The sequence below is a fragment of the Stenotrophomonas sp. 14P6.2.3 genome (assembly GCF_057799055.1).
Window position 1 is genome coordinate 135,824 of record NZ_JBYOLA010000007.1, and the last position, 19,734, is coordinate 155,557.

Genomic DNA, 19,734 nt, shown 5'->3' on the forward strand with positions numbered 1-19,734 from the left:
TTGTTTCATTGCCCGTGTTCTTGAAGTACGTTAGGTCAAAGCTAACGACCGGGCGCGAATGGAACGTCGACATCTGCAGTACTACGTCGCACTGGCCGAGGAGCTGCATTTCGGACGCGCGGCGCTGCGCCTAGGCATCGCCACGCCGACGCTGAGCGTGCAGATCCAGGAGATTGAGCGTCGCCTGGGTACGCCCTTGTTTGATCGCAGTCGACGCGAGGTCACGCTGACCTCGGCCGGCGCGATCTTCCTGGCCGAAGCGCGCAACGTGCTGCGCCAGTTCGAGCAGGCAGAGGCCGTGGGCCGCCGTGCGGGTCGCGGCGAGATCGGCAGGATCGAGATCGGTTACGTGGGTTCGGCGGTCCATGCGGGCGCGCTGCAGGAGCAGTTGCAGCGGTTCCGCAGCGCCTCGCCCGATGTCGCCCTGCAGGTGGGTGAATGGCCGATGGCCGACCTGCCGGACCTGCTGCTGGACGGTCGTATCGATATGGTGTTCTGCCGCCTTCCGATGGAGGTTCCAGATGCGCTCGGTTCGCACATCCTGATCGAAGACCAGTTCTGCGTAGCATTGCCGGCATCGCACCCGCTGGCCCGCGCGGCGTTGCCGGTGCAGCCGGAGCTGCTGGCAAAGGAGGCGTTCATCATGCCGGAGCAGCCCGCAGGCACGCTGGAAGTCGCCCGCCGTGGCGGATTCGTGCCGGACATCCGCTCCCGTCCCGGCCATCTTGCCGCCGTACTCGCGCAGGTCTCGGTGGGTGATGGGGCGGTGGCGATCGTGCCGTCGGTACTGCAGCGGACACTGCTGCTGCCGGGCGTGGTGTATCTGCCGATCGCCGGGCCGGTCATCGCCTCGACCATCGCTGCGCTGTACCGTGAACAGGAAACAGCGCCGGTGGTCCGCCGGCTCATCGAGCAGGTGCGGTGCACGCCCTCCAGACGCATCGACATGCTGCCCTTGCCCTGACGCCGTGCCGGACGCCGTTGCCGGTTACCCCGCCATGGCCTTGCTACACTGGCCGCATTCGATCTTCCACCGGATCATCAGATGAACAACGGGAACGGTCCGCAGACAGTCCGCTGAGCCGCAACAACGATACGCACGTTGTTGCGGTGGTCTTTACCTGCGATTTCCACGCACTGGGTTGATCACCGCCGGATTCCCTCCTGAGCGGATGTTTCCCCATGTCTGATCGAAAGGCCCTTCGCTGGGCCCATTCCCTGCCGGGCGCCATCGCGTTGATGGCTCCCTTCGACCTCCTGGCCTCGCTGGCCATGGATATCTATCTGCCTGTTGTATCGGCCATGCCGGATGCACTCGGCACATCGCCTGCCCTCATCCAATTGACGCTGAGTCTGTACATGCTCGTACTCGGGCTGGGCCAGCTGATCTTCGGCCCGCTGTCGGACCGGATCGGGCGACGGCCTGTGCTGCTGATGGGCGCGTTGCTGTTCACGCTGGCGTCGTTCGCGCTGGCCGCGTGCAGTGGTGGCGCGGCGTTCCTGGCCTGGCGCGGCGTGCAGGCGATCGGTGCGTCGGCCGCACTGGTCGCCACCTTCGCTACGGTGCGCGACGTGTATGCCGATACGGCCGAGGGTGCCACGCTCTATGGTCTGTTCGCCTCGATGCTGGCGTTCGTGCCGGCACTCGGCCCGATCCTCGGCGCGTTGATCGCCTACGCACTGGGCTGGCGGGCCATTTTCGTCGCGCTGGGTGTGCTGGGGCTGCTGGCGGGTGTGCGTGCATGCCGGGGCTGGCAGGAGACGCGGCCACCGCAGCACGGCAACGCATCGCCAGCCTTCGCGCGCATCCTCGGCAATGCCGGGTTCTGGGTCCACGCACTGGGATTCAGTGCGGCGATGGGCACGTTCTTCGTGTTCTTCTCGATTGCCCCGCGTGTGCTGATGGGGCGCGCAGGCTATTCGCCGATGGGCTTCAGCCTGGCCTTCGCGACGGTTGCGCTGGTGATGATCGTCACCTCCCGCTTCGCTGCGTGGTTCATCGGGCGATGGGGCATTGGTGGCAGCTTCCTGCGTGGATTGATGGTGATGATCGGCGGCGTGCTGGTCATGGCGATGGCGGCGATGCTGCCGCCGTCATTTGCCAGTGTCGTGCTGCCGATGTGGGTTGTGGCCATCGGCATCGTGATGGTCGTTGCGGTGGCCGCCAACGGTGCCTTGCGCGATTTTGCCGATGCTTCCGGTACAGCGGTGGCGCTGTACTACGCCGTGCAGAGCCTGATCGTGGCCACGCTTGGCACGCTCGCGACGCTGCTGCTGCCGGGCGACACGGTCTGGCCGCTGGTGGCTTATGGGTTGCTGCTGCCATCGCTGAGCCTGTTTGGTCTGGTGATGCTGCGACGATCGTGGAGTGAGCAGCCAGCATCAGAAAAGGATGGATGAGCGTGATACTGTCCCGCCTCGGGCAATCGAGCGCGCTGTGTGGATCGACTCTGCCTCCCTGCTTTCCTTGCCATTGCCCAGGTCGCTCCATGACACCATCCTTCCGCAAGCCCCAGATCGCGATCCTTGGTAGTGCCGATCCCGGCTCACCGGCGTTCGACCTCGCTGCACAGGTGGGGAGGTTCCTCGCAGAAAGTGGAATCACCCTGGTCAGCGGCTGCGGCAGCCCGGCCACGCGGGTGGCAGCCGAGCATGCAGTCGCAGCCGGTGGCACGGTGCTGAGTGTGATTCCGGAAGGCAGCATGCCCGCAGCGGACTGGCCGGCAACGGTGGTGGTGCCCTGTGGCATGGGCGATGCCCGCAACCTGATCATGGCCTTGGCCGGCGATGCCTGCATCGTCATCGGCGGGCGCGCAGGCACAATTTCCGAGGTGTGTCTGGCCTGGTTGCACAAGCGCCCGTTGCTGCCGCTGGTGGGCGCTGGTGGCTGGTCGGATGGTCTTCCCGGCAACCCTCCCGATGAGCGCGGAAACTCACCGATACTGCCGTGGCACGACATCGCGGAGCTGCGCGCGCAGCTGCGCCATCTGCAGCTGCTGGCAGGCTGAACCGGCGCTTTCACTTCCTCTCCCGCACACGCGGGTAGGGTGATGTGGCCTGGAGTCACCAGGCCTATCAGGGAGTGATATCGATGCGAGCCATCAGGAAAGTGATCGCTGCTGCAGTGTTTGCACTTGCGTGTACCGGTTCGGTGGCGGTGGCCGGTCCGGTCCAGCCGTGTGACCTGCCGTGCTGGAAGGCCTACCAGGCCTGCGTGGCCGGCGGTGCTGATGCCATGGAGTGCCAGTTCGAATACGATCGCTGTGTCATGGACAGGTGCGGCGCCATCTGAGGCCTGCATACCGTTCGCATTGGGGGGCCCGATCCATGGGCCCCTTTCCATTTGGCCGCAGCACGCGGTGCGCGGTCGTGATCGCCTGGAGCCACCACATGGCTGTAAAACGCGTCGTCGCCAACATCGCCAGTGCCGATCCCGCGCAGGCGGCTGCGTTCTACGGCGACATCCTTGGCATGGACATCGTGATGGACCACGGCTGGATCGTCACCTACGGCGGGCAGGGCACAGCACTGGCACAGCTCAGCGTCGCCAGCGAAGGCGGATCGGGTACGCCGGTGCCGGATCTTTCGATCGAGGTGGACGACCTGGATGGCGTGCTCGAACGCCTGCGACACGCGAACATCGCTCTTGAATATGGCCCGGCCGAAGAGCCATGGGGCGTTCGTCGCTTCTACGTGCGCGACCCGTTCGGTCGCCTGTTGAACATCCTCGCCCACGTCTAGCCAGCGCGTACCCGACTCAGCGGCGCTTTTTCGCAGGTACCGCCGCCACGCCGACCATGCGCAGGCAATCGGCGACCACCGCAGCGATGAACGCCTCGGGTGACTGTTCGGGTGCGGCGATCAGATCGTCCGTGGCGCCATGCACGCCGGCGTAGATCAGCGAGGCGGTGACCCGTGGCGCGGGCAACGACCACAGCCCTGCCTCGATACCGCTGTCGAGGATTGCCGACAACTGCTGCTGGATGGCGTTGCGGTCGGCGTTGCCGCGTTCGTGGTGATGATGGTTGGCGTAGACCACGTCATGCAGCGCATGCGTGCGCGCATAGATACGGATATTGGCCTCGATCCAGGCGCGCAGGCGGGCCTCGCCGGCGGTGGCCGGATGCTGCTCGACTGCCAGTTCCACTTCAGCCAGGAAGCGTTCGGTATAGCGCTTGGCCAGCGCCTGCAGGATTTCGCCCTTGGACGCGAAGTACGTATAGAACGTTCCCTTGGCGACGTCGGCTGCAGCCACGATGTCGCTGATGGTGGTCGCTTCCACGCCGCGCGACAGGAACAGCGCCTCGGCAGCGTCCATCAGCTCCCCCAGGCGGATCTCTGCGGGCTTGGTGCGGGACTTGGCTGACGCGTGCGGCGGAATCATCGGCGGCGATCCGGACTGGAAGAGGGTGGGCGCCATTCTAAGGCGCGGACAGCATTGACTGACCGCCAGTCATTGACCGACGGTCAGTCAATGGCTAGTGTATGCGTCGATGTTCCTTCTGGGTTTTCCGGCATGCAACGCTTTCGACGCCCAGCCCTGGTGCTGGCGGCCTATCTCGGTACCTTCTTGGCGTCGCTGGACATCAGCATCGTCAACGTCGCACTGCCGACACTGCAGACCGCACTGCGGACCGACATCGCAGGGCTGCAATGGGTCATCAATGCCTACGCGATCGCACTGTCGGCGTTCATGCTCTCGGCCGGTCCGTTGGGCGATCGACATGGCCAGCGGCGGGTGTGGCTGGCCAGTGTCGCCAGCTTCATCGCCGGCTCGCTGGTATGTGCCTGTGCCGGCAGTCTGCAGGTGCTGGTGATGGGACGTGCGATCCAGGGAGTGGCCGGTGCACTGCTGATTCCCAGCGCAATGCCGATCCTCAGCCATGCCTTTCCCGATCCCCGGCAGCGGGCAAGGGTGATCGGCGGCTGGTCGGCCTTCAGTGCCTTGGCGCTGGTGCTGGGGCCGCTGCTGGGCGGTGTGCTGGTGGAGCGTGCAGGATGGCCGAGCATCTTCCTGATCAACCTGCCACTGGGGTTGCTGGCGATCGCGCTTGGCGCCTGGGGCATTCCCGAGCGACGGCACCCGCAGCATGCCGCGCTGGATCCGGCGGGACAACTGCTGAGCATCGTGGCGTTGGCGGCGCTGAGCTATGGACTGATCGGCATCGGCGAGCATGGAGTGGCGGCGCCTCGAACCGTACTGGCGCTGGCCCTTGCCCTCACCGGCCTGGTGGCCTTCGGCTGTGTGGAACGACGGGTCGCGCGCCCGCTGTTGCCTCTGGACCTGTTGGCCGATCATCGCTTTCGCCTGCTCAACGTTGCGTCCTTCGTGCTGGGCTTCAGCGCTTACGCCAGCCTGTTCTTCCTGTCGCTGTTCTTCCAGCAGGTGCAGGGCGGCAGCGCCGCCGACGCGGGGCTGCAACTGGTGCCACAGTTCCTGATGATGGGTGGAGTCTCGCTGCTGTTTGGCCGCATTGTCGGGCGGATTGGCTTGCCGGCAGCGCTGGTGACCGGCTACGCACTGGCCGGCATTGCCCTGTGTGCGATGCCAGGCCTCGATGCCAGCAGCACGCGCGCACATGCAACGCTCCTGCTGTTGCTGCTGGGGTCCGGCATGGGGCTGGCGGTGCCCGCGACGGGCATGGCCGTGATGGGCCACGTGCCGCAGGAGCGCGCGGGTATCGCTTCGGCAACGATGAATGCACTGCGCCAGGCGGGAATGAGCGTAGGCATCGCGCTGCTCGGCAGCGTGATGAGCCAGCGCGCCGTGCAGCACCTCGCTGCAGCTGCCCATGCCGCTGGCCAACCGCAGGTGGCGCTGCAAGCGCGGCTGCTCATCTTCGAACCTGCGGTGGCGTCCAGTTCACCGCACCTGCTGGGCTATTACCGCGCGGCGATGGCCAGTGGGTTCGGCTGGGCAATGGCCCTGGCCGGTGCGCTGGCGGTGCTGACAGCCTTTGCCCTGCATCGCCGGTATGTGGCGCAGTGACCCAACAACTCAGCCTTGTTGACCGCTGCCAGGCTTGCCGGGCATGTCCTGCCGTTGCAGCTGCTGTTGCTGGCGGGCACTGGCATGCCGTGCATGCCCACCTTCACGCCCGATCGCGGCCATGTGCTGGCGATCCAGGCTGATCGCTTCGCCGCCCTTGCGGCCCGCCACGCGGGCCTCATCCGGGCTGAACTGGTGCGCATTGCCGGATGCGTGTGCGGCGCGTCCGCCTTTCGACGCGATCGCGCGCTGTTTGTCCTCGTCCATCGAGGCGAAGCCACGGTTGCTGCTGCCAGTACGTGAGTTGGCCATTGCCGGTCTCCGGATGTGAAATGGAATGCCGCCATCAGCGACGGCTTCATGCTCCACATCGCGGGCTAACGGCAGGTGGACGTTGGCCCCATTGGACTCACATGCCCTGCGCATGCGTTTGACAACCGGTTACCGCGCCGGAAGCGGGGAGATCAGCAGCCGGTCACCACGGCAGACATCGGTGTTGCTGTACAGGATCCGGCGCCCATCGTTGAAGGTGACGCGCAGATTGACGCGGCAACCGGTTCCGCGCAGTGCCACGGTCGCCTGGCCGCCACCTCCCGCGATGGGCCCGGCCAATGCCAAGGCATGGAATGCGTCGGTTTCACTCGCCGCGACTTCCACCGACGTGGCAGGTGCATGGGCGCGGTTGATCAGGGTCAGGTAGTGCAGCGGCGCAGCAGGTGCGCTGGCGGCAATGCACAACAGGCTGGCAGCGAGCAGGGTGCGGGGCAGGTGCATGAGGGATCTCCGTTGGCGACATCGCCATCTGGCGGTGGAGGCCACGCGCCTGCAATCGATCCGGGACGAATCGTCGCGACAGCAGGACCAATCGCAATCGGTCATCGCCCCGCTTCATTGCCGGCCATGCTGTGCCTAAGATGGCGCTGGCCCGCTCCGGGCACCGGGACGCATGCGATGAAGATCCGCCTTGGCCATACCCAGATCGACGTGCTGCGTTACCTGCTGCTGTGGCTGGCGGTGGCGTTCGCCTTCACACTGCAGAGGGTGTTGAGCCACAGCCTGCAGGGCCAGTCATTCCCGTTCGAGGTCTACCTGCGCTGGTCGGTGATCCAGTGGTTCACCTGGGCGGCGCTGGCGCCGCTGGTGTTCGCCCTGGGCGAACGCTATCCGCTGCGGCCGGAGCGAAGGCTGGCCGGTCTGGGGATGCAGCTGCTGGCCAGCGTGGGGGTCACCGGACTGGCGATGGTAGTGGGGGCTCTGGTATCCACCTGGTTCGAGCCCAGCAGTTTTGGTGAGCAGCTGTGGTATTTCATTGCCCAGCATTTCGCGATGGGCCTGCTGACCTACTGGGCCCTGTTCGCGATCCAGCAGGCGCTGCATTTCCAGCAGGAAAAGGTGCGCCGCGAGGTCGAGGCAAGCAGGCTGGCGACCGAGCTGGCGCAGTCGCGGTTGCTGGCATTGAAGTCGCAGCTGCAGCCGCATTTCCTGTTCAATACGCTGCACGCCATCATCACCCTGCTGGATGAAGACAAGGCCAGTGCCGAAGACATGCTGCTGCGCCTGAGCGAGCTGCTGCGTGCCTTTCTGGAAGACTACGACGGCCAGGAAATCAGCCTGCGCCAGGAACTGGAGTTGATCGAGCTGTACCTGGGCATCCAGCGCACGCGCTTCAAGGATCGCCTGCACAGCCGCATCTACGTCGCACCGGAACTGCTTGATGGCGCGGTTCCAAGCCTGATCCTGCAACCGCTGGTGGAAAACGCGCTACGCCATGGCATCGGCCGCAATCTTGGCGAAGACACCATTGAGATCGAGGGCCGCCGCGACGGTGACATGCTGTGCATCGAGGTGCGCAACCAGAACAGCACGCTGCAGCAGCCCGGGGCGCCAGGTGGCCATGGCATCGGCCTGTCCAACACGCGGCTGCGCCTGCGCGAGCTGTATGGCGATGCGGCCGAGGTGCGCCTGGACCTGCTCTGGCCGCAGGGTGTGGCCTGCCGGGTCCGGTTGCCACTGCGGATGCTGGACGATGCCGATGATGCTCCGGAGTTTGTCGTGCACGGCAGCGCCGCATGAGCCTGAGCGTGCTGGTGGTGGACGACGAACCGATCGCCCGGCGCGCGGTGACGCGCCTGCTGCACGGCGATGCAGACATCGACAGCGTGGCCGAGTGCGGTGACGGCGTGTCTGCCGTGGCAGCCATCCGCGCGCAGTCGCCGGACCTGGTGTTCCTGGATGTGCAGATGCCTGGCATCACCGGTCTGGACGTGCTGGCCACCATCGGTGCCGCGCGGATGCCGGCCACGGTATTTGTCACTGCCTACGAGCAGTACGCGGTTCGTGCATTCGAAGCCAATGCGCTGGATTACCTCGTCAAACCCTTCAGTCGCGAACGGTTCGCGGCCACGTTGCTGCGCGCTAAATCCCGTCTGGCCCAGGCCGCCAATGCAACCGACAACACGCGCCTGCTGCAGGCGCTGGATGTGCTGCGCAGGCGCGAGGATCATCTGCAGCGTATCGCCGTACGTGATGGCGAGGCGGTGCTGCTGCTGGCGGTGCAGGACATCCTCTGGATCCGCGCCAATCGCAATACGGTGCAGCTGCATCTGGCCGATCGCGTGCATGAGCTTCGCGAAACCATGAACAGCCTGGCTGAACGGCTTGATCCCCGGCATTTCGCCCGGGTGCATCGCTCGGCCATCGTCAACATAGCGCGGGTCAGGACGATCCACCCCTGGTTCAACGGCCATCACGTACTCACCCTGGAGAACGGCCAGCAGCTGCGCATGAGCCGCTACCAGAACGAAGCCTTCCTGCGGCTGGTGTCGGCCCGCTCGGAGGCGTGAGTGCCTGTTGCCGGGTCAAGCGCCGCCGACCCGACGGCGATGGCATGCAGAATGTCATCGGTTCCTATCGCCGATGCCATCGGGCTTGCCTAGAATCGGGATATCCCGGTAGGTCCCGGGCGCTGTCGAGTGAATGGATTCAATGAAGATTCTGTTGACCGGAAGTTCCGGGCGGATAGGGCGCGCGATCTTCGGTGCGCTGGCGGGTGCCAATGAGGTGGTGGGGCTGGATCGCAGTCCCTTCGCCACCACGCGCGTGATTGCCGATGTCACCGACCGCCGGGCGCTGGAGCGCGCTGTGCAGGGGGTCGATGCCGTGATCCACACCGCAGCACTGCACGCACCCCACGTGGGCCTGGTACCCGACGCGGTGTTCCAGCAGATCAACGTGGAGGCCACCGCGAACCTGCTGCAGCTGGCGCGCGAGGCTGGCGTGCAGCGCTTTGTGCTGACCAGCACCACGGCGCTGTACGGCCATGCCGTGGTGTCCGGCGGCTGCCGTTGGATCGACGAGGACACCGAGCCGCTGCCACGCACGATCTACCACCGCACCAAGCTGCAGGCCGAGGCCGCTGCCGAAGCGGCGGCCAGCACATCGTTCACCGTGCGCGTGCTGCGGATGGCACGCTGCTTCCCCGAGCCTCCTGATCGCATGGCGATGTTCCGCCTGCACCGCGGTATCGACGCGCGCGACGTGGCCAGCGCGCATGCCGCGCTGCTTCACGATGAAGGCGCACCCTTCCAGCGCTACCTCGCCTGTGCGCCGACGCCGTTCCGGCGCGAGGACTGCCTGCAGCTGGCGGCCGATCCGCGCCAGGTGCTGGCGCGCCGCGCACCGCAGCTGCTGGCCGAGTTCGAGCGCCGTGGCTGGCCGCTGCCGCTCAGCATCGACCGGGTCTATGACAGCAGCCGGATGCGCGCAGCGCTGGGCTGGCAGCCGCGTTTCGGTCCAGAGGACGTCCTGCAGCAGTACGCCGCGGGCAGCATCGAGGTCCTGCCCCGCGCGGAGTGGATCCGCGACCGCGTGGCCGAGTAGCACGGGCCGCTGTCGACGGCCGCAGCTGAGCAGGTTCAGGTTTGTGCGTGCGCTGAGGCTCAACCTCGCCCGGCCATGGCCGCTAACCCGGTGCGCGCTTTCCTGCGCCGGGTTCCGATCCGGCAGGGCAGGCGGCCCGCGCGATGGATCGCGCATCTGCGCGGTGCCCTGGTGGCACCGGTCGACCTGAACTGCCTGCGGATCCTCCCATGTCTTCTTCCCGTTCCGTCGCTGCCCGTCGCCCCGGCAGCATCGCCCACAAGCTGATGCTGGGCACCGCGGTGATCGCGTTGCTGTGCTTCGGCGCGACCGCGTTCCTGATCTATCACCAGGCCAGTTCGGCGCTGGTGTCGTCCTCGCGGCAGACCATGGCCAGCGAAGCCCGTGCCGAGGCGCGCCAGGTGGCTGCCGACCTGGGCACGGCCTTCGCCAGCAACGATGCGATGGTGGAAACCGTGCTGGCCCAGCGTGCACGCGGTGATGCGCCTGATCGCGCCAGCCTGGCCAACGTCATCGGCGAGCAGCTGCACGCGCACCCGGAATGGCTGGGCAAGAGCACCATGTGGGAGGCCAATGCCTTCGACGGCAAGGATGCCGAGTTCGTCAACAGCGAGGCGCACGACGCCACCGGCCGTTACATGAGCTACTGGGCCTGGCAGGACGGCAAGCCGCAGCAGTCGACGATGACCGACTACACCGAGACGCCCAGCGGCTCGGGCAACTGGTACATGGTGCCCAGCCGCGACAAGCTGCCGATGGTCAGCGAGCCCTACGCTTACGATATCGGCGGCAAGCAGGTGCTGATGAGCACCCTGAGCACGCCGATCGTCGAGAACGGCACTTTCCTTGGTGTCTTCACCGTCGACTTCTCGCTGGACGCGCTGCAGAAGCACCTGGCCACGTTGACGCCGATGGGCGCCGGCCGTGTCGAACTGCTGTCGCCGAAAGGCGTGGTGCTGGCCTCGGCCGATGCTGCCGAGATCGGCAAGCCGCGTACCGATGCCGCCACCCTCGGCATGCTGGCGCAGATCGCCGCCGACAAGACGTACGAAGCGTTCGAGCCCGACGCTGCCGGCAACGTGCGCCTGTACGTGCCGCTGCAAGTGGGGGACGCGCCGCAGCGCTTCGCGTTGGGCGTGGTGGTGCCGCACGCGGTGATCATCGCGCAGGCCCGCGAGCTGCTGTGGATCATCCTGCTGGTGGGTGTGGTGGCCGCGTTGGTGCTCAGCGGCGGTGTCTACCTGCTGCTGCAGCGGCTGGCCGTGCGACCGCTGGCACAGGCAGTGCGCATTGCAGGCGATGTTGCTGCGGGCAAGCTGGACACCGCCATGCCGGCGCTGGGCAATGATGAAGTGGGCCGGTTGCTGGACGCGATGCAGGGCATGCGTGGCCAGCTGCAGGCGGTGATGGCCGCACAGGCGGAGATGGCGCGCCGCCATGATGCCGGTGAAATCAGCTACCGCATGGATGCCTCGGTGTTCCCGGGCGAGTACGGCCGCATGGTGGCCGACAGCAACCAGCTGGTGGCCGACAGCAACGCGGTCACCCAGCGCCTGGTCGAAGTGATGCAGCGCTACGCGGTGGGCGACCTGAGCGTGGACATGGACGCACTGCCGGGCGAAAAGGCGGTATTCACCGCTGCCATGGCAACCACCAAGAGCAATCTGGCGGCGATCAACGAGCAGATCCAGCAGCTGGCCGCAGCGGCGGCGGCAGGCGATTTCGCGGTGCGCGGCGATGCCCAGCGCTTCGAACATGACTTCCGCCGCATGGTGGAAACCCTGAACAACATGATGCAGGTCAGTGACCACAACCTGGCCGCGCTGTCGACGCTGCTGCGCGCCATCGCCGCCGGTGACCTGAGTACACGGATGGAGGGTGACTTCCACGGGGTGTTCGCGGTGATGCGCGATGATGCCAACAGCACCGTGCAGCAGTTGACCCAGATCGTCGGCCAGATCCAGCAGTCCGCCTCCAGCATCCGCTTGGCCGCAGGTGAGATCGCTTCCGGCAACAGCGACCTGTCGCGCCGCACCGAGCAGCAGGCGGCCAACCTGGAAGAAACCGCCGCGTCCATGGAGGAACTCACCTCCACCGTGCGCCAGAACGCCGATCACGCCCTGCAGGCCAACAAGCTGGCGGCCTCGGCCGCGGGCGTTGCCAGCGAAGGCGGGCAGGTGGTCAGCCAGGTGGTGCAGACCATGGAGCAGATCGAGACCTCTTCGCAGCGCATCGCCGAGATCATCTCGGTGATCGATGGAATCGCCTTCCAGACCAACATCCTGGCATTGAACGCGGCGGTGGAAGCGGCGCGTGCGGGCGAGCAGGGCCGCGGTTTCGCGGTGGTTGCCAGCGAAGTGCGCGCGCTGGCGCAGCGCTCGGCGGGCGCGGCAAAGGAGATCAAGGAGCTGATCGACGCCTCGGTCGGCCATGTCGGTGCCGGTGCGCAGCTGGTGCATGGCGCCGGCCGCACGATGCAGGAGATCGTCGGCCAGGTCGGCCGGGTCAACGAGATCATGGCCGAGATCTCGGCCGCCTCGCGCGAACAGTCGGCCGGTATCGAACAGGTCAACCAGACCGTGGTGCAGATGGACGAGACCACCCAGCAGAATGCTGCGCTGGTGGAAGAAGCCACGGCGGCGGCACGGGCGATGGAAGAGCAGGCCGAGCAGCTGGCGGTGGCGGTGTCACGCTTCCGCCTGCAGGCTGACACCCGGCCGCACGCATCGCTGCGTGCAGCTTGACCCAGGCCGTGAACGAAGACGCCCGGCCAAGGCCGGGCGTCGATGTGATGCTGCGCTGCTGAGCGCTGGGGCTTAGAACATGCCTTCGAAGGGGTTCCAGCTGGTGTTGCCCTTCACCTGTTCCAGGTAATAGCTGTAGTTGGTGCTCGACGCCACCAGGAAGTTCATCGCGATGAACAGCGCACGGGCGACGATGTCCGGCAGCACCAGGCTGACCGCGATCAGCACGATGTTGATGCCGATCACCACCAGCGCCTTGCGCCACATGCCCAGGATGAACAGATAGATCGCGCCGAAGAAGAAGGCGAAGAAGTTGAGGTTGATCTTCAGGCGGTCGCCGAAGGACAGCGCCTTCCACGCCTGCTTGAAGCCGGGCTCCTTGGGGGCGCCGTGCTGCTGGAAGAAGTTGAAGCGGAACTGCCACTTCGGACTGAAGCGGGTGAGGTCGACGGTATTCATGTGAGTAGGGACTTCCCTGTTAGGAAAACGTTTTCATGATAAGTGAGTCACATTCAGCAAACCAGCTTGGAGCGTCAAAAATGTGACGTTCCTACGGCAAAGGGCTTGCGTCCCGGTGCCGCGCCGTCACCCATCCGCCTTGTTTTTAGGATAGGGTGCGCAGTTCCGCTGCCACCCCGGTGTTTCATGGGTAACAGCGGTATGTCCATGGAGGTTGCATGACCACACCAGCTACACCGGAAAACGCACCCGGACCGGTGCTCCTGCCGACACCCGAAGTGGTGCAGGCACAACAACTGCTCGCCCGCCAGCAACTGGCGGTTGCGATGGACCGTGCACGCATCGCGGCCAGCCGCGACGCTGCACCGGCTGTGCTGGAAAACGACTGAGCCTGAAAAAGCCCCTCACGATCGCGCTGGCCTGTTGCCAGCGCGATCGCAGTGCGCATCAGAAGCGCGCGGTCATGCTGAGGAAGTAGCTGCGGCCGGCGACGAAGTAGTCGGTGGAGCCGTCGGCGTACAGCTTCTTGTCGGCCAGGTTGCTGACGCCACCACGCAGGGTCAGCACCTCGTTGACGTTCCAGGCAGCGGTCAGGTCATACAGCGTGTAGGCCTTCAGGAAGGTGCTGACCACGCCGGTCTGCTTGCCGGTGTACTGCGCCGACAGGCTGCTGGAAAACACCGTGTTCGGCGTCCAGTCCAACGACGAATAGCCTGAGAACTCCGGGGTGTCGATCAGGTTGCGGCCGGTGGTCAGGTTCTTGGCTTCCTTCATCCAGGTCGCCGAGGTGCGCCAGCGCCAGTGATCGCCGAAGCGGAAGTTGAGGTTGCCTTCCATGCCGCTGGTGCGCGCGCGCTGCACGTTGCTCATGCGCGTCCACCAATAGCCGTTGAACTTGCCCAGCGCTTCATACTCGATCTTGTTCTTGAAGTCGGTATGGAAGTAGGTCAGGCCGGCGTCGACCAGATCGTTGTCGAAGCTGACGCCGATCTCACGGTTGGTGCTGGTTTCCGGGTCCAGGTCCGGATTGCCGGCCATGTAGCAGCCGCCGCGGGTATAGCCCAGCGGGATCAGCGAGGTGCAGCCGCGGCCGCCGGACTGGGTCGCCGCGCTGGGCGAATTCTCGGTCAGGCTCGGCGCGCGGAAGCCCTTGGAGACGCCGCCACGGATCGTCCACTGCTCGCTCGGGTGCCAGACCAGGTAGGCACGTGGACTGACATGGCTGCCGAACTGTTCATGGTGGTCCAGGCGCGCGCCCAGGGTCAGGGCCAGGGTGCGGTGCAGCTTCAGCTCGTCTTCGACGAACAGCGCCCAGGTGTCCACTTCCAGGCTGGAGCCGACCACCGGTTTGCCGGTGTAGTCGATCGGTGCCTGGCCGATGGTGTCGGTGTTGGTCAGCTCCTGGCGCTTCCATTGGCCGCCCACCGCGAACTGGTGGTCCACGCCCAGTGTGAAGGGGGTGCTCAGGCTGCCTTCGATGATCGTATCGGTTGCCTCGGAGCGACCGGTGGCGCCGATGTCGTTCTTGTACTCGGTCCAGTACGCGCTGAGCTTGGAGGTGCCGAAATCCCACTTGCCGTCATGGTTCAACGCCAGCGAACTGCGCTTGAGCTCACTGGCACCCCATGCGCCTTCGTCCTGCTTTTCCAGCGCCTGGGCGATGAAGGCCTGCTGCACGCCATGGCCCGCTTCCAGCGACACTTCCTGTGCCTCGCTCAGTTTCCACTGCAGCAGCGCGTCCACATTGCGGTCCTTCTCGCCGGCGTAGGCATTGCCATACACGCCGCCGTTGGACCGGTCCGAGTCGCGGCGCATGCTGTTGGCACCGATGCGCAGGCCGAAGCGCTCGCCCAGCGGGCCGGAGAAGGTCGCGCCGATCTGCTGGGTGTCGCCACGGTCGCCATCCTGCGGCCGGGTGTAGCTGTGGGTGGCGCTGCCGTTCCAGCTGTCACCGATGCGCTTGGTGATGATGTTGATCACCCCGCCCATCGCGTCCGAGCCATACAGCGAGGACATCGGGCCGCGCACCACTTCGATGCGCTCGATCTGGTCCGGAGAAATCCAGTTCAGGTCCTGGCGTCCCAGGTCGGGGCGATAGTTGGTCGAGGCCGAGCTGCCCATGCGCTTGCCATCCACCAGCACCAGCGTGTAGTTGGACGGCATGCCGCGCAGCTTGATCTTGGACTGCTCACCGGCGGCGCTGAGCCCACCGGTCACGCCCGGAATGCGGCTGAGCAGGGTGGCCAGGTCGTGCACCGGCTGGCGTTCGATGTCTTCGCGGCTGATCACGCTGATGCTGGCCGGGGCATCCTTGATCCACTGCTGGTTGCCCGAGGCGGTGACCACCACGGTATCCAGGTCCTTGGTCGAGGCATCGGCGCTGGCTTCAGCGGCGGCGAGGGCGGGCAGGGTCAGCAGGCAGGCGGCGGCCAGAGCACTGGCCAGGCGGGTGCGCGACAGGCGCGCGGAACGAAGAGGGGACATGACGGCTTCCAAGGGAGAGGAGAGACCCGGTGGAAGCAGCAGGCGCTCGCAGACAGCAGGCAGCCACCCCTTCCCTGGGTCGTCGGGCGCGCGGAAGGTCCGGCGCAGCTGGGTGGGTCCGGTGCGCGGAGCGCGGCGACCTGCCTGGTTAACGGAATGATAACCGTTCTCGTTTGTTACGATCCAGTACTTTTCGGGATGAATGGACATTCCCTGGCCGCGTGCCGCGGTTCGCCTGCTGATTGCTGAATGGGGAGATTTCCCGGCGTAGACCTTCGCACCCGGCTTACATTCGGGGCCATAGACTGAGCCGCATTTTTCGATTCCGCCCCGTTGGAGATCGTGTGGGTTCCTGTAGTGACAGACATCGACTGCGCGGCATGACGCCGTGGCAGACAGGACAAGTGCGGACGCCGGGAATGCGTGCCAGGAACCTTGGTGCATGCAGCCTGGCCGGGACGGCCGGTCCTGCGGCCTGCAGGGAGTAGGCGGCCATGGGGAGTGAAACCATCGACGCGGAACCGGTCACGGCCGGTCCTGACGCGGGCTGGGCCCTGCTGCCGGCCGAAGCACCGCTGGTGATGCCCGAACAGACGCTGCGCGAAGGCGCGCTGAAAGTCCGGCGCCATCGCACCTCGCCGCGCATGATCGGGCTGCGTCGCCTGTACATCCTCGGCGGCACGGTGGCGATGACCGCCGTGGCCACCCGGATGATGTGGCGGGTGCTGTCCGGCAACGGCATCAGCGTGCTGGAGGCCTGCCTGCTGGTGCTGTTCGTCGGCCTGTTCGCGTGGATCGCGTTGTCCTTTGCCAGTGCCGTGGCCGGCTTCCTGACGGCCGTGTTCGACCGGGGCTACCGCCTGGGCATCGATCCGGACAAGCCGTTGCCGACCGTGCACAGCCGCACCGCGCTGCTGATGCCCACCTACAACGAAGACCCGCGCCGGCTGCTGGCCGGCCTGCGCGCGATCTACGAATCGGTGGCGGCCACCGGCCAGCTGCAGCGTTTCGATTTCTTCGTGCTCAGCGATACCCGTCGCGAGGACATCGCGCGTGCCGAAGAGCAGGTGTTCGCCGAGCTGCGCGAGCTGGTGCCCGATGGCCAGGCGCGGCTGTTCTATCGCCGCCGTGGTGACAACAGCGCGCGCAAGGCCGGCAATATCGCCGACTGGGTACGCCGCTTCGGCGGTGCCTACCCGCAGATGCTGATCCTGGATGCCGACAGCCTGATGACCGGTGACAGCATCGTGCGCCTGGTGGCCGGCATGGAGCACAACGCCGACGTCGGCCTGATCCAGACCCTGCCGTCGGTGATCGGCGGCCGCACTCTGTTCTCGCGCATGCAGCAGTTCGGCGGGCGCGTGTACGGCCCGGTGATCGCCCGTGGCGTGGCCTGGTGGCACGGTGCCGAAAGCAATTACTGGGGGCACAACGCGATCATCCGCACCCGTGCCTTCGCCGACCACGCCGGCCTGCCGGAACTGCCGGGGCGCAAGCCGTTCGGCGGCCACGTGCTCAGCCATGATTTCGTGGAAGCAGCGCTGATGCGCCGTGGTGGCTGGGCTGCACACATGGTTCCCTACCTGGGCGGCAGCTACGAGGAAGGCCCGCCGACGCTGACCGACCTGCTGGTGCGCGATCGCCGCTGGTGCCAGGGCAACCTGCAGCACGGCAAGGTGGTGGGCAGCCGTGGCCTGCACTGGATCAGCCGCGTACACATGCTGATCGGCATCGGCCATTACTTCACCGCACCGATGTGGGCGATGCTGATGCTGATCGGCATCGCCATCCCGTTGTTCCAGGAAGGCATCGATTTCAATGCGCTGCTGCACCTGTCGCCCAGCGTGTACTGGCGCGCGCAGGATGAAGAACAGGTGGTGCGCCTGTTCGCCGCCACCATGGCGGTACTGCTGATGCCCAAGGTGCTGGGATACCTGGCAATGCTGCTCGACCCGGTCGAACGCCGTGGCTGCGGTGGCGCGATCCGCGCATTCCTGTCGATGCTGGTGGAAACCGTGCTGGCCGCACTGATGGCGCCGGTGGTGATGTACGTGCAGTCTCGCGGCGTGGCCGAGGTGCTGTCCGGGCGTGACTCGGGCTGGGATGCCCAGCAGCGCGATGACGGTGGCATCTCGTGGATTTCGCTGGTGCGCGGCTACGGCGGCCTGGGCGTGTTTGGCGCCTTCATGGGCGTGCTGGCGTGGGCGGTGTCGCCCTCGCTGGCGGCCTGGATGGCGCCGGTGGTGATCGGCATGGTGCTGGCGGTGCCGGTGGTGGCACTGACCTCGCTGCGCGGGCCGGGTGCCTTCCTGCATCGTCTCGGCCTGCTCGACATCCCCGAAGAGAACATCCCGCCGCCGGTGCTGGTGCGCGCCGCACAGCTGCGCCGGGAAGCGGCCGAGCAACCGCCGCTGTACTGATCGCACCGTGCCAGCGGCATAATGCGGCTCGAACGTACAGGAGCCGCAACATGCTGCAAACGGTGGAACAGGAAACCGGCGCCTCGCCGCAGTGGTCGGTGATCTGGCTGCACGGCCTCGGTGCCGACGGCCATGATTTCGCGCCGATCGTGCCCGAGCTGGTGCGCCCGCACTGGCCGGCGCTGCGCTTCGTGTTCCCGCACGCACCGGTGCGGCCGATCACGATCAACAACGGCGTGCCGATGCGCGGCTGGTATGACATCGTCGGCATGGACTTCCGCTCGCGCGCCGACATGACCGGCGTGCAGGAGTCGGTGGTGCAGCTGGATGCCCTGATCGCCCGCGAGATCGAACGCGGCGTCGCCGCCGATCACATCTTCCTGGCCGGCTTCTCGCAGGGTGGGGCGGTGATCCTCAGTGCCGCGCTGGCACGCACTGCACCGTTGGCCGGCCTGATCGCACTGTCGACCTACCTGCCGGATGCCGAAAGCGCGTCGCGCGTCGATGGCGCAGTGGACGTGCCGGTGTTCATGGCCCACGGCAGCAGCGATCCGGTGATCCCGCAGGCAGTGGCCGCGCACAGCGCCGAGAAGCTGCGCGCGCTTGGGCTGGACGTGCAGTGGCACAGCTACCCGATGGCCCACCAGGTCTGCGCCGAGGAAATCGACGCGCTGGGCGACTGGCTGCAGGCACGCCTGGGCGTCGCCTGAGTCATGGCCGCGAGCGCTGCCACCCCGTGGATGCCGGAACTGTGCCGCCTGCCGCGGTTGGCAGCCATGCTCGGCCTGGCCGAACTGGTGGTGGTGGTGCTGGCGCTGGCGCCCGATGGCAGCCGGCATTGGACGATGGGTGAACTGGCCTCGGCCAGCGGCTTCGCACTGTGGCTGGCGCTGGCGGTCACCGCCAGCCTGTGCCTGCTGCGGCAGGCGCTGTCGAAGCTGCCGGAAATGCTGGGTGCTGTCGCCGCCGTCGGCCTGGCCGCGCTGATCGCCATCCTGTGCGCGGGCATCATCCATGCCCTGTATGCCGTGCTGGGCGACAACTTCGCGCGCGGTATCGGCTTCTGGCGCTTCACCCTGGGCAGCGCGGCCACCACGGCACTGATCACCGCATTGGCGCTGCGCTACTTCTATGTCAGCGACCGCTGGGCGGCGCAGGTGCAGGCCAATGCCCGCGCGCAGGCGGACGCCCTGCAGGCCCGCATCCGCCCGCACTTCCTGTTCAACAGCATGAACCTGATCGCCAGCCTGCTGCATCGCGACCCCGCGGTGGCCGAGCGTGCCGTGCTCGACCTGTCCGATCTGTTCCGCGCCGCGCTGGGGGCGGGCGAGGGCGATTCGACCCTGCGCGATGAGTGCGAACTGGCCGAGCGCTATCTGTCGATTGAATCGCTGCGTCTGGGCGATCGCCTGCGGGTGCACTGGCAGCGCGATGAACCCCTGCCCTGGGATCTGCCGATGCCGCGGCTGGTGCTGCAGCCGCTGGTGGAAAACGCGGTGCTGCATGGCATCTCGCGCCTGCCCGAAGGCGGCACCATCGAGCTGCATCTGGCCTGTGTGGGCAGCGAGCTGCAGATCCGCGTACGCAATCCCGCGCCCGATCCGCAGGTGCCCGGGCTGGCCCTGGCGCAGGGAGCGGGCCATGCCCAGCACAGCATCGGCCACCGCCTGACCTGGCGCTTCGGCCGCGCCGCGCGGATGACGGCTGGCTGGAGCGAGGGCTACTATGCCTGCCAGGTGACAGTGCCGATCCAGTGAGG

Annotated in this window: 19 protein-coding genes; 14 read left to right on the forward strand and 5 right to left on the reverse strand. The window is 66.5% G+C overall.

The window, feature by feature from the left end:
• Positions 1-58: 58 nt before the first annotated feature.
• From AC27VL_RS08240 to AC27VL_RS08260, 5 genes are all read left to right on the forward strand, one after another.
• Positions 59-964 carry a LysR substrate-binding domain-containing protein gene (locus AC27VL_RS08240; protein ID WP_488766003.1) on the forward strand — a complete coding sequence of 302 codons (906 nt, stop codon included), beginning with the start codon at positions 59-61 and terminating at the stop codon, positions 962-964.
• Positions 965-1,182: 218 nt separating this feature from the next.
• Positions 1,183-2,400 carry a CmlA/FloR family chloramphenicol efflux MFS transporter gene (gene cml / locus AC27VL_RS08245; RefSeq protein ID WP_488766004.1) on the forward strand — a complete coding sequence of 406 codons (1,218 nt, stop codon included), beginning with the start codon at positions 1,183-1,185 and terminating at the stop codon, positions 2,398-2,400.
• 89 nt (positions 2,401-2,489) lie between these two features.
• Positions 2,490-3,008 (forward strand): SLOG cluster 4 domain-containing protein, encoded by a 519-nt coding sequence (locus AC27VL_RS08250; RefSeq protein WP_488766005.1) that lies wholly within the window; start codon positions 2,490-2,492, stop codon positions 3,006-3,008.
• 83 nt (positions 3,009-3,091) lie between these two features.
• On the forward strand, positions 3,092-3,292 hold the full coding sequence (locus AC27VL_RS08255) for a hypothetical protein (RefSeq protein ID WP_331273719.1): 201 nt from the start codon (positions 3,092-3,094) through the stop codon (positions 3,290-3,292).
• Between the two features lie 98 nt (positions 3,293-3,390).
• Positions 3,391-3,741: a VOC family protein gene (locus AC27VL_RS08260; protein WP_108268312.1), complete on the forward strand. Its 351-nt coding sequence runs from the start codon at positions 3,391-3,393 to the stop codon at positions 3,739-3,741.
• Positions 3,742-3,757: 16 nt separating this feature from the next.
• Here the strand turns inward: AC27VL_RS08260 and AC27VL_RS08265 are convergent, their stop codons facing one another.
• Complete coding sequence (locus tag AC27VL_RS08265; protein ID WP_488766006.1) at positions 3,758-4,384, reverse strand: TetR/AcrR family transcriptional regulator; 627 nt, start codon at positions 4,382-4,384, stop codon at positions 3,758-3,760.
• Positions 4,385-4,516: 132 nt separating this feature from the next.
• On the opposite strand from AC27VL_RS08265, the gene AC27VL_RS08270 reads away from it, so the two are divergent.
• Positions 4,517-5,989: an MFS transporter gene (locus AC27VL_RS08270; protein ID WP_488766007.1), complete on the forward strand. Its 1,473-nt coding sequence runs from the start codon at positions 4,517-4,519 to the stop codon at positions 5,987-5,989.
• A gap of 9 nt (positions 5,990-5,998) precedes the next feature.
• Here AC27VL_RS08270 and AC27VL_RS08275 read toward each other — a convergent pair whose 3' ends face one another.
• The gene (locus AC27VL_RS08275) at positions 5,999-6,301 is read right to left on the reverse strand and encodes a KGG domain-containing protein (protein WP_488766008.1); all 303 of its coding nucleotides are present in this window, start codon (positions 6,299-6,301) and stop codon (positions 5,999-6,001) included.
• A 129-nt stretch (positions 6,302-6,430) separates the two neighbouring features.
• Complete coding sequence (locus tag AC27VL_RS08280) at positions 6,431-6,763, reverse strand: hypothetical protein (RefSeq protein ID WP_375069189.1); 333 nt, start codon at positions 6,761-6,763, stop codon at positions 6,431-6,433.
• Positions 6,764-6,940: 177 nt separating this feature from the next.
• Here AC27VL_RS08280 and AC27VL_RS08285 point away from each other — a divergent pair, with 177 nt between their 5' ends.
• The 4 genes from AC27VL_RS08285 (at position 6,941) to AC27VL_RS08300 (ending at position 12,612) form a co-directional block, all read left to right on the forward strand.
• Positions 6,941-8,062: a sensor histidine kinase gene (locus AC27VL_RS08285; protein WP_375069191.1), complete on the forward strand. Its 1,122-nt coding sequence runs from the start codon at positions 6,941-6,943 to the stop codon at positions 8,060-8,062.
• Complete coding sequence (locus AC27VL_RS08290) at positions 8,059-8,832, forward strand: LytR/AlgR family response regulator transcription factor (protein ID WP_375069193.1); 774 nt, start codon at positions 8,059-8,061, stop codon at positions 8,830-8,832. The genes AC27VL_RS08285 and AC27VL_RS08290 overlap by 4 nt, the downstream gene beginning before the upstream one ends.
• A 142-nt stretch (positions 8,833-8,974) precedes the next feature.
• Entirely contained in the window at positions 8,975-9,868 is an 894-nt protein-coding gene (locus AC27VL_RS08295; RefSeq protein WP_108268324.1) for an NAD-dependent epimerase/dehydratase family protein, read from the forward strand.
• A gap of 209 nt (positions 9,869-10,077) precedes the next feature.
• Positions 10,078-12,612 (forward strand): methyl-accepting chemotaxis protein, encoded by a 2,535-nt coding sequence (locus AC27VL_RS08300; protein ID WP_488766009.1) that lies wholly within the window; start codon positions 10,078-10,080, stop codon positions 12,610-12,612.
• Positions 12,613-12,684: 72 nt separating this feature from the next.
• Here AC27VL_RS08300 and AC27VL_RS08305 read toward each other — a convergent pair whose 3' ends face one another.
• A complete protein-coding gene (locus AC27VL_RS08305; RefSeq protein WP_025879013.1) occupies positions 12,685-13,071 on the reverse strand; it encodes a DUF2628 domain-containing protein in 387 nt (128 codons plus the stop codon).
• Between the two features lie 218 nt (positions 13,072-13,289).
• Here AC27VL_RS08305 and AC27VL_RS08310 point away from each other — a divergent pair, with 218 nt between their 5' ends.
• Positions 13,290-13,460 carry a hypothetical protein gene (locus AC27VL_RS08310; RefSeq protein WP_162887695.1) on the forward strand — a complete coding sequence of 57 codons (171 nt, stop codon included), beginning with the start codon at positions 13,290-13,292 and terminating at the stop codon, positions 13,458-13,460.
• 58 nt (positions 13,461-13,518) lie between these two features.
• On the opposite strand, the gene AC27VL_RS08315 is transcribed toward AC27VL_RS08310, so the two are convergent.
• Positions 13,519-15,555, reverse strand: coding sequence for a TonB-dependent receptor domain-containing protein (locus AC27VL_RS08315; RefSeq protein ID WP_191077391.1), 2,037 nt, complete (start codon positions 15,553-15,555; stop codon positions 13,519-13,521).
• 494 nt (positions 15,556-16,049) lie between these two features.
• Between AC27VL_RS08315 and mdoH the strand changes: the two genes are divergently transcribed.
• From mdoH to AC27VL_RS08330, 3 genes are read left to right on the forward strand one after another with little or no spacing between them, the layout of a single operon-like run.
• Positions 16,050-17,975 carry a glucans biosynthesis glucosyltransferase MdoH gene (gene mdoH, locus AC27VL_RS08320; protein ID WP_100553637.1) on the forward strand — a complete coding sequence of 642 codons (1,926 nt, stop codon included), beginning with the start codon at positions 16,050-16,052 and terminating at the stop codon, positions 17,973-17,975.
• A gap of 50 nt (positions 17,976-18,025) precedes the next feature.
• The gene (locus tag AC27VL_RS08325) at positions 18,026-18,685 is read left to right on the forward strand and encodes an alpha/beta hydrolase (RefSeq protein WP_100553636.1); all 660 of its coding nucleotides are present in this window, start codon (positions 18,026-18,028) and stop codon (positions 18,683-18,685) included.
• A gap of 30 nt (positions 18,686-18,715) precedes the next feature.
• A complete protein-coding gene (locus AC27VL_RS08330) occupies positions 18,716-19,732 on the forward strand; it encodes a sensor histidine kinase (protein ID WP_100554212.1) in 1,017 nt (338 codons plus the stop codon).
• Positions 19,733-19,734 lie beyond the last annotated feature (2 nt).

What these genes read in the sequence shown, in the direction of transcription:
- AC27VL_RS08240 (WP_488766003.1), top strand. Translation starts at nt 59, where the DNA reads ATGGAACGTCGACATCTGCAGTACTACGTCGCACTGGCCGAGGAGCTG.
- cml (WP_488766004.1), top strand. Translation starts at nt 1,183, where the DNA reads ATGTCTGATCGAAAGGCCCTTCGCTGGGCCCATTCCCTGCCGGGCGCC.
- AC27VL_RS08250 (WP_488766005.1), top strand. Translation starts at nt 2,490, where the DNA reads ATGACACCATCCTTCCGCAAGCCCCAGATCGCGATCCTTGGTAGTGCC.
- AC27VL_RS08255 (WP_331273719.1), top strand. Translation starts at nt 3,092, where the DNA reads ATGCGAGCCATCAGGAAAGTGATCGCTGCTGCAGTGTTTGCACTTGCG.
- AC27VL_RS08260 (WP_108268312.1), top strand. Translation starts at nt 3,391, where the DNA reads ATGGCTGTAAAACGCGTCGTCGCCAACATCGCCAGTGCCGATCCCGCG.
- AC27VL_RS08265 (WP_488766006.1), bottom strand. Translation starts at nt 4,384, where the DNA reads ATGATTCCGCCGCACGCGTCAGCCAAGTCCCGCACCAAGCCCGCAGAG.
- AC27VL_RS08270 (WP_488766007.1), top strand. Translation starts at nt 4,517, where the DNA reads ATGCAACGCTTTCGACGCCCAGCCCTGGTGCTGGCGGCCTATCTCGGT.
- AC27VL_RS08275 (WP_488766008.1), bottom strand. Translation starts at nt 6,301, where the DNA reads ATGGCCAACTCACGTACTGGCAGCAGCAACCGTGGCTTCGCCTCGATG.
- AC27VL_RS08280 (WP_375069189.1), bottom strand. Translation starts at nt 6,763, where the DNA reads ATGCACCTGCCCCGCACCCTGCTCGCTGCCAGCCTGTTGTGCATTGCC.
- AC27VL_RS08285 (WP_375069191.1), top strand. Translation starts at nt 6,941, where the DNA reads ATGAAGATCCGCCTTGGCCATACCCAGATCGACGTGCTGCGTTACCTG.
- AC27VL_RS08290 (WP_375069193.1), top strand. Translation starts at nt 8,059, where the DNA reads ATGAGCCTGAGCGTGCTGGTGGTGGACGACGAACCGATCGCCCGGCGC.
- AC27VL_RS08295 (WP_108268324.1), top strand. Translation starts at nt 8,975, where the DNA reads ATGAAGATTCTGTTGACCGGAAGTTCCGGGCGGATAGGGCGCGCGATC.
- AC27VL_RS08300 (WP_488766009.1), top strand. Translation starts at nt 10,078, where the DNA reads ATGTCTTCTTCCCGTTCCGTCGCTGCCCGTCGCCCCGGCAGCATCGCC.
- AC27VL_RS08305 (WP_025879013.1), bottom strand. Translation starts at nt 13,071, where the DNA reads ATGAATACCGTCGACCTCACCCGCTTCAGTCCGAAGTGGCAGTTCCGC.
- AC27VL_RS08310 (WP_162887695.1), top strand. Translation starts at nt 13,290, where the DNA reads ATGACCACACCAGCTACACCGGAAAACGCACCCGGACCGGTGCTCCTG.
- AC27VL_RS08315 (WP_191077391.1), bottom strand. Translation starts at nt 15,555, where the DNA reads ATGTCCCCTCTTCGTTCCGCGCGCCTGTCGCGCACCCGCCTGGCCAGT.
- mdoH (WP_100553637.1), top strand. Translation starts at nt 16,050, where the DNA reads ATGGGGAGTGAAACCATCGACGCGGAACCGGTCACGGCCGGTCCTGAC.
- AC27VL_RS08325 (WP_100553636.1), top strand. Translation starts at nt 18,026, where the DNA reads ATGCTGCAAACGGTGGAACAGGAAACCGGCGCCTCGCCGCAGTGGTCG.
- AC27VL_RS08330 (WP_100554212.1), top strand. Translation starts at nt 18,716, where the DNA reads ATGCCGGAACTGTGCCGCCTGCCGCGGTTGGCAGCCATGCTCGGCCTG.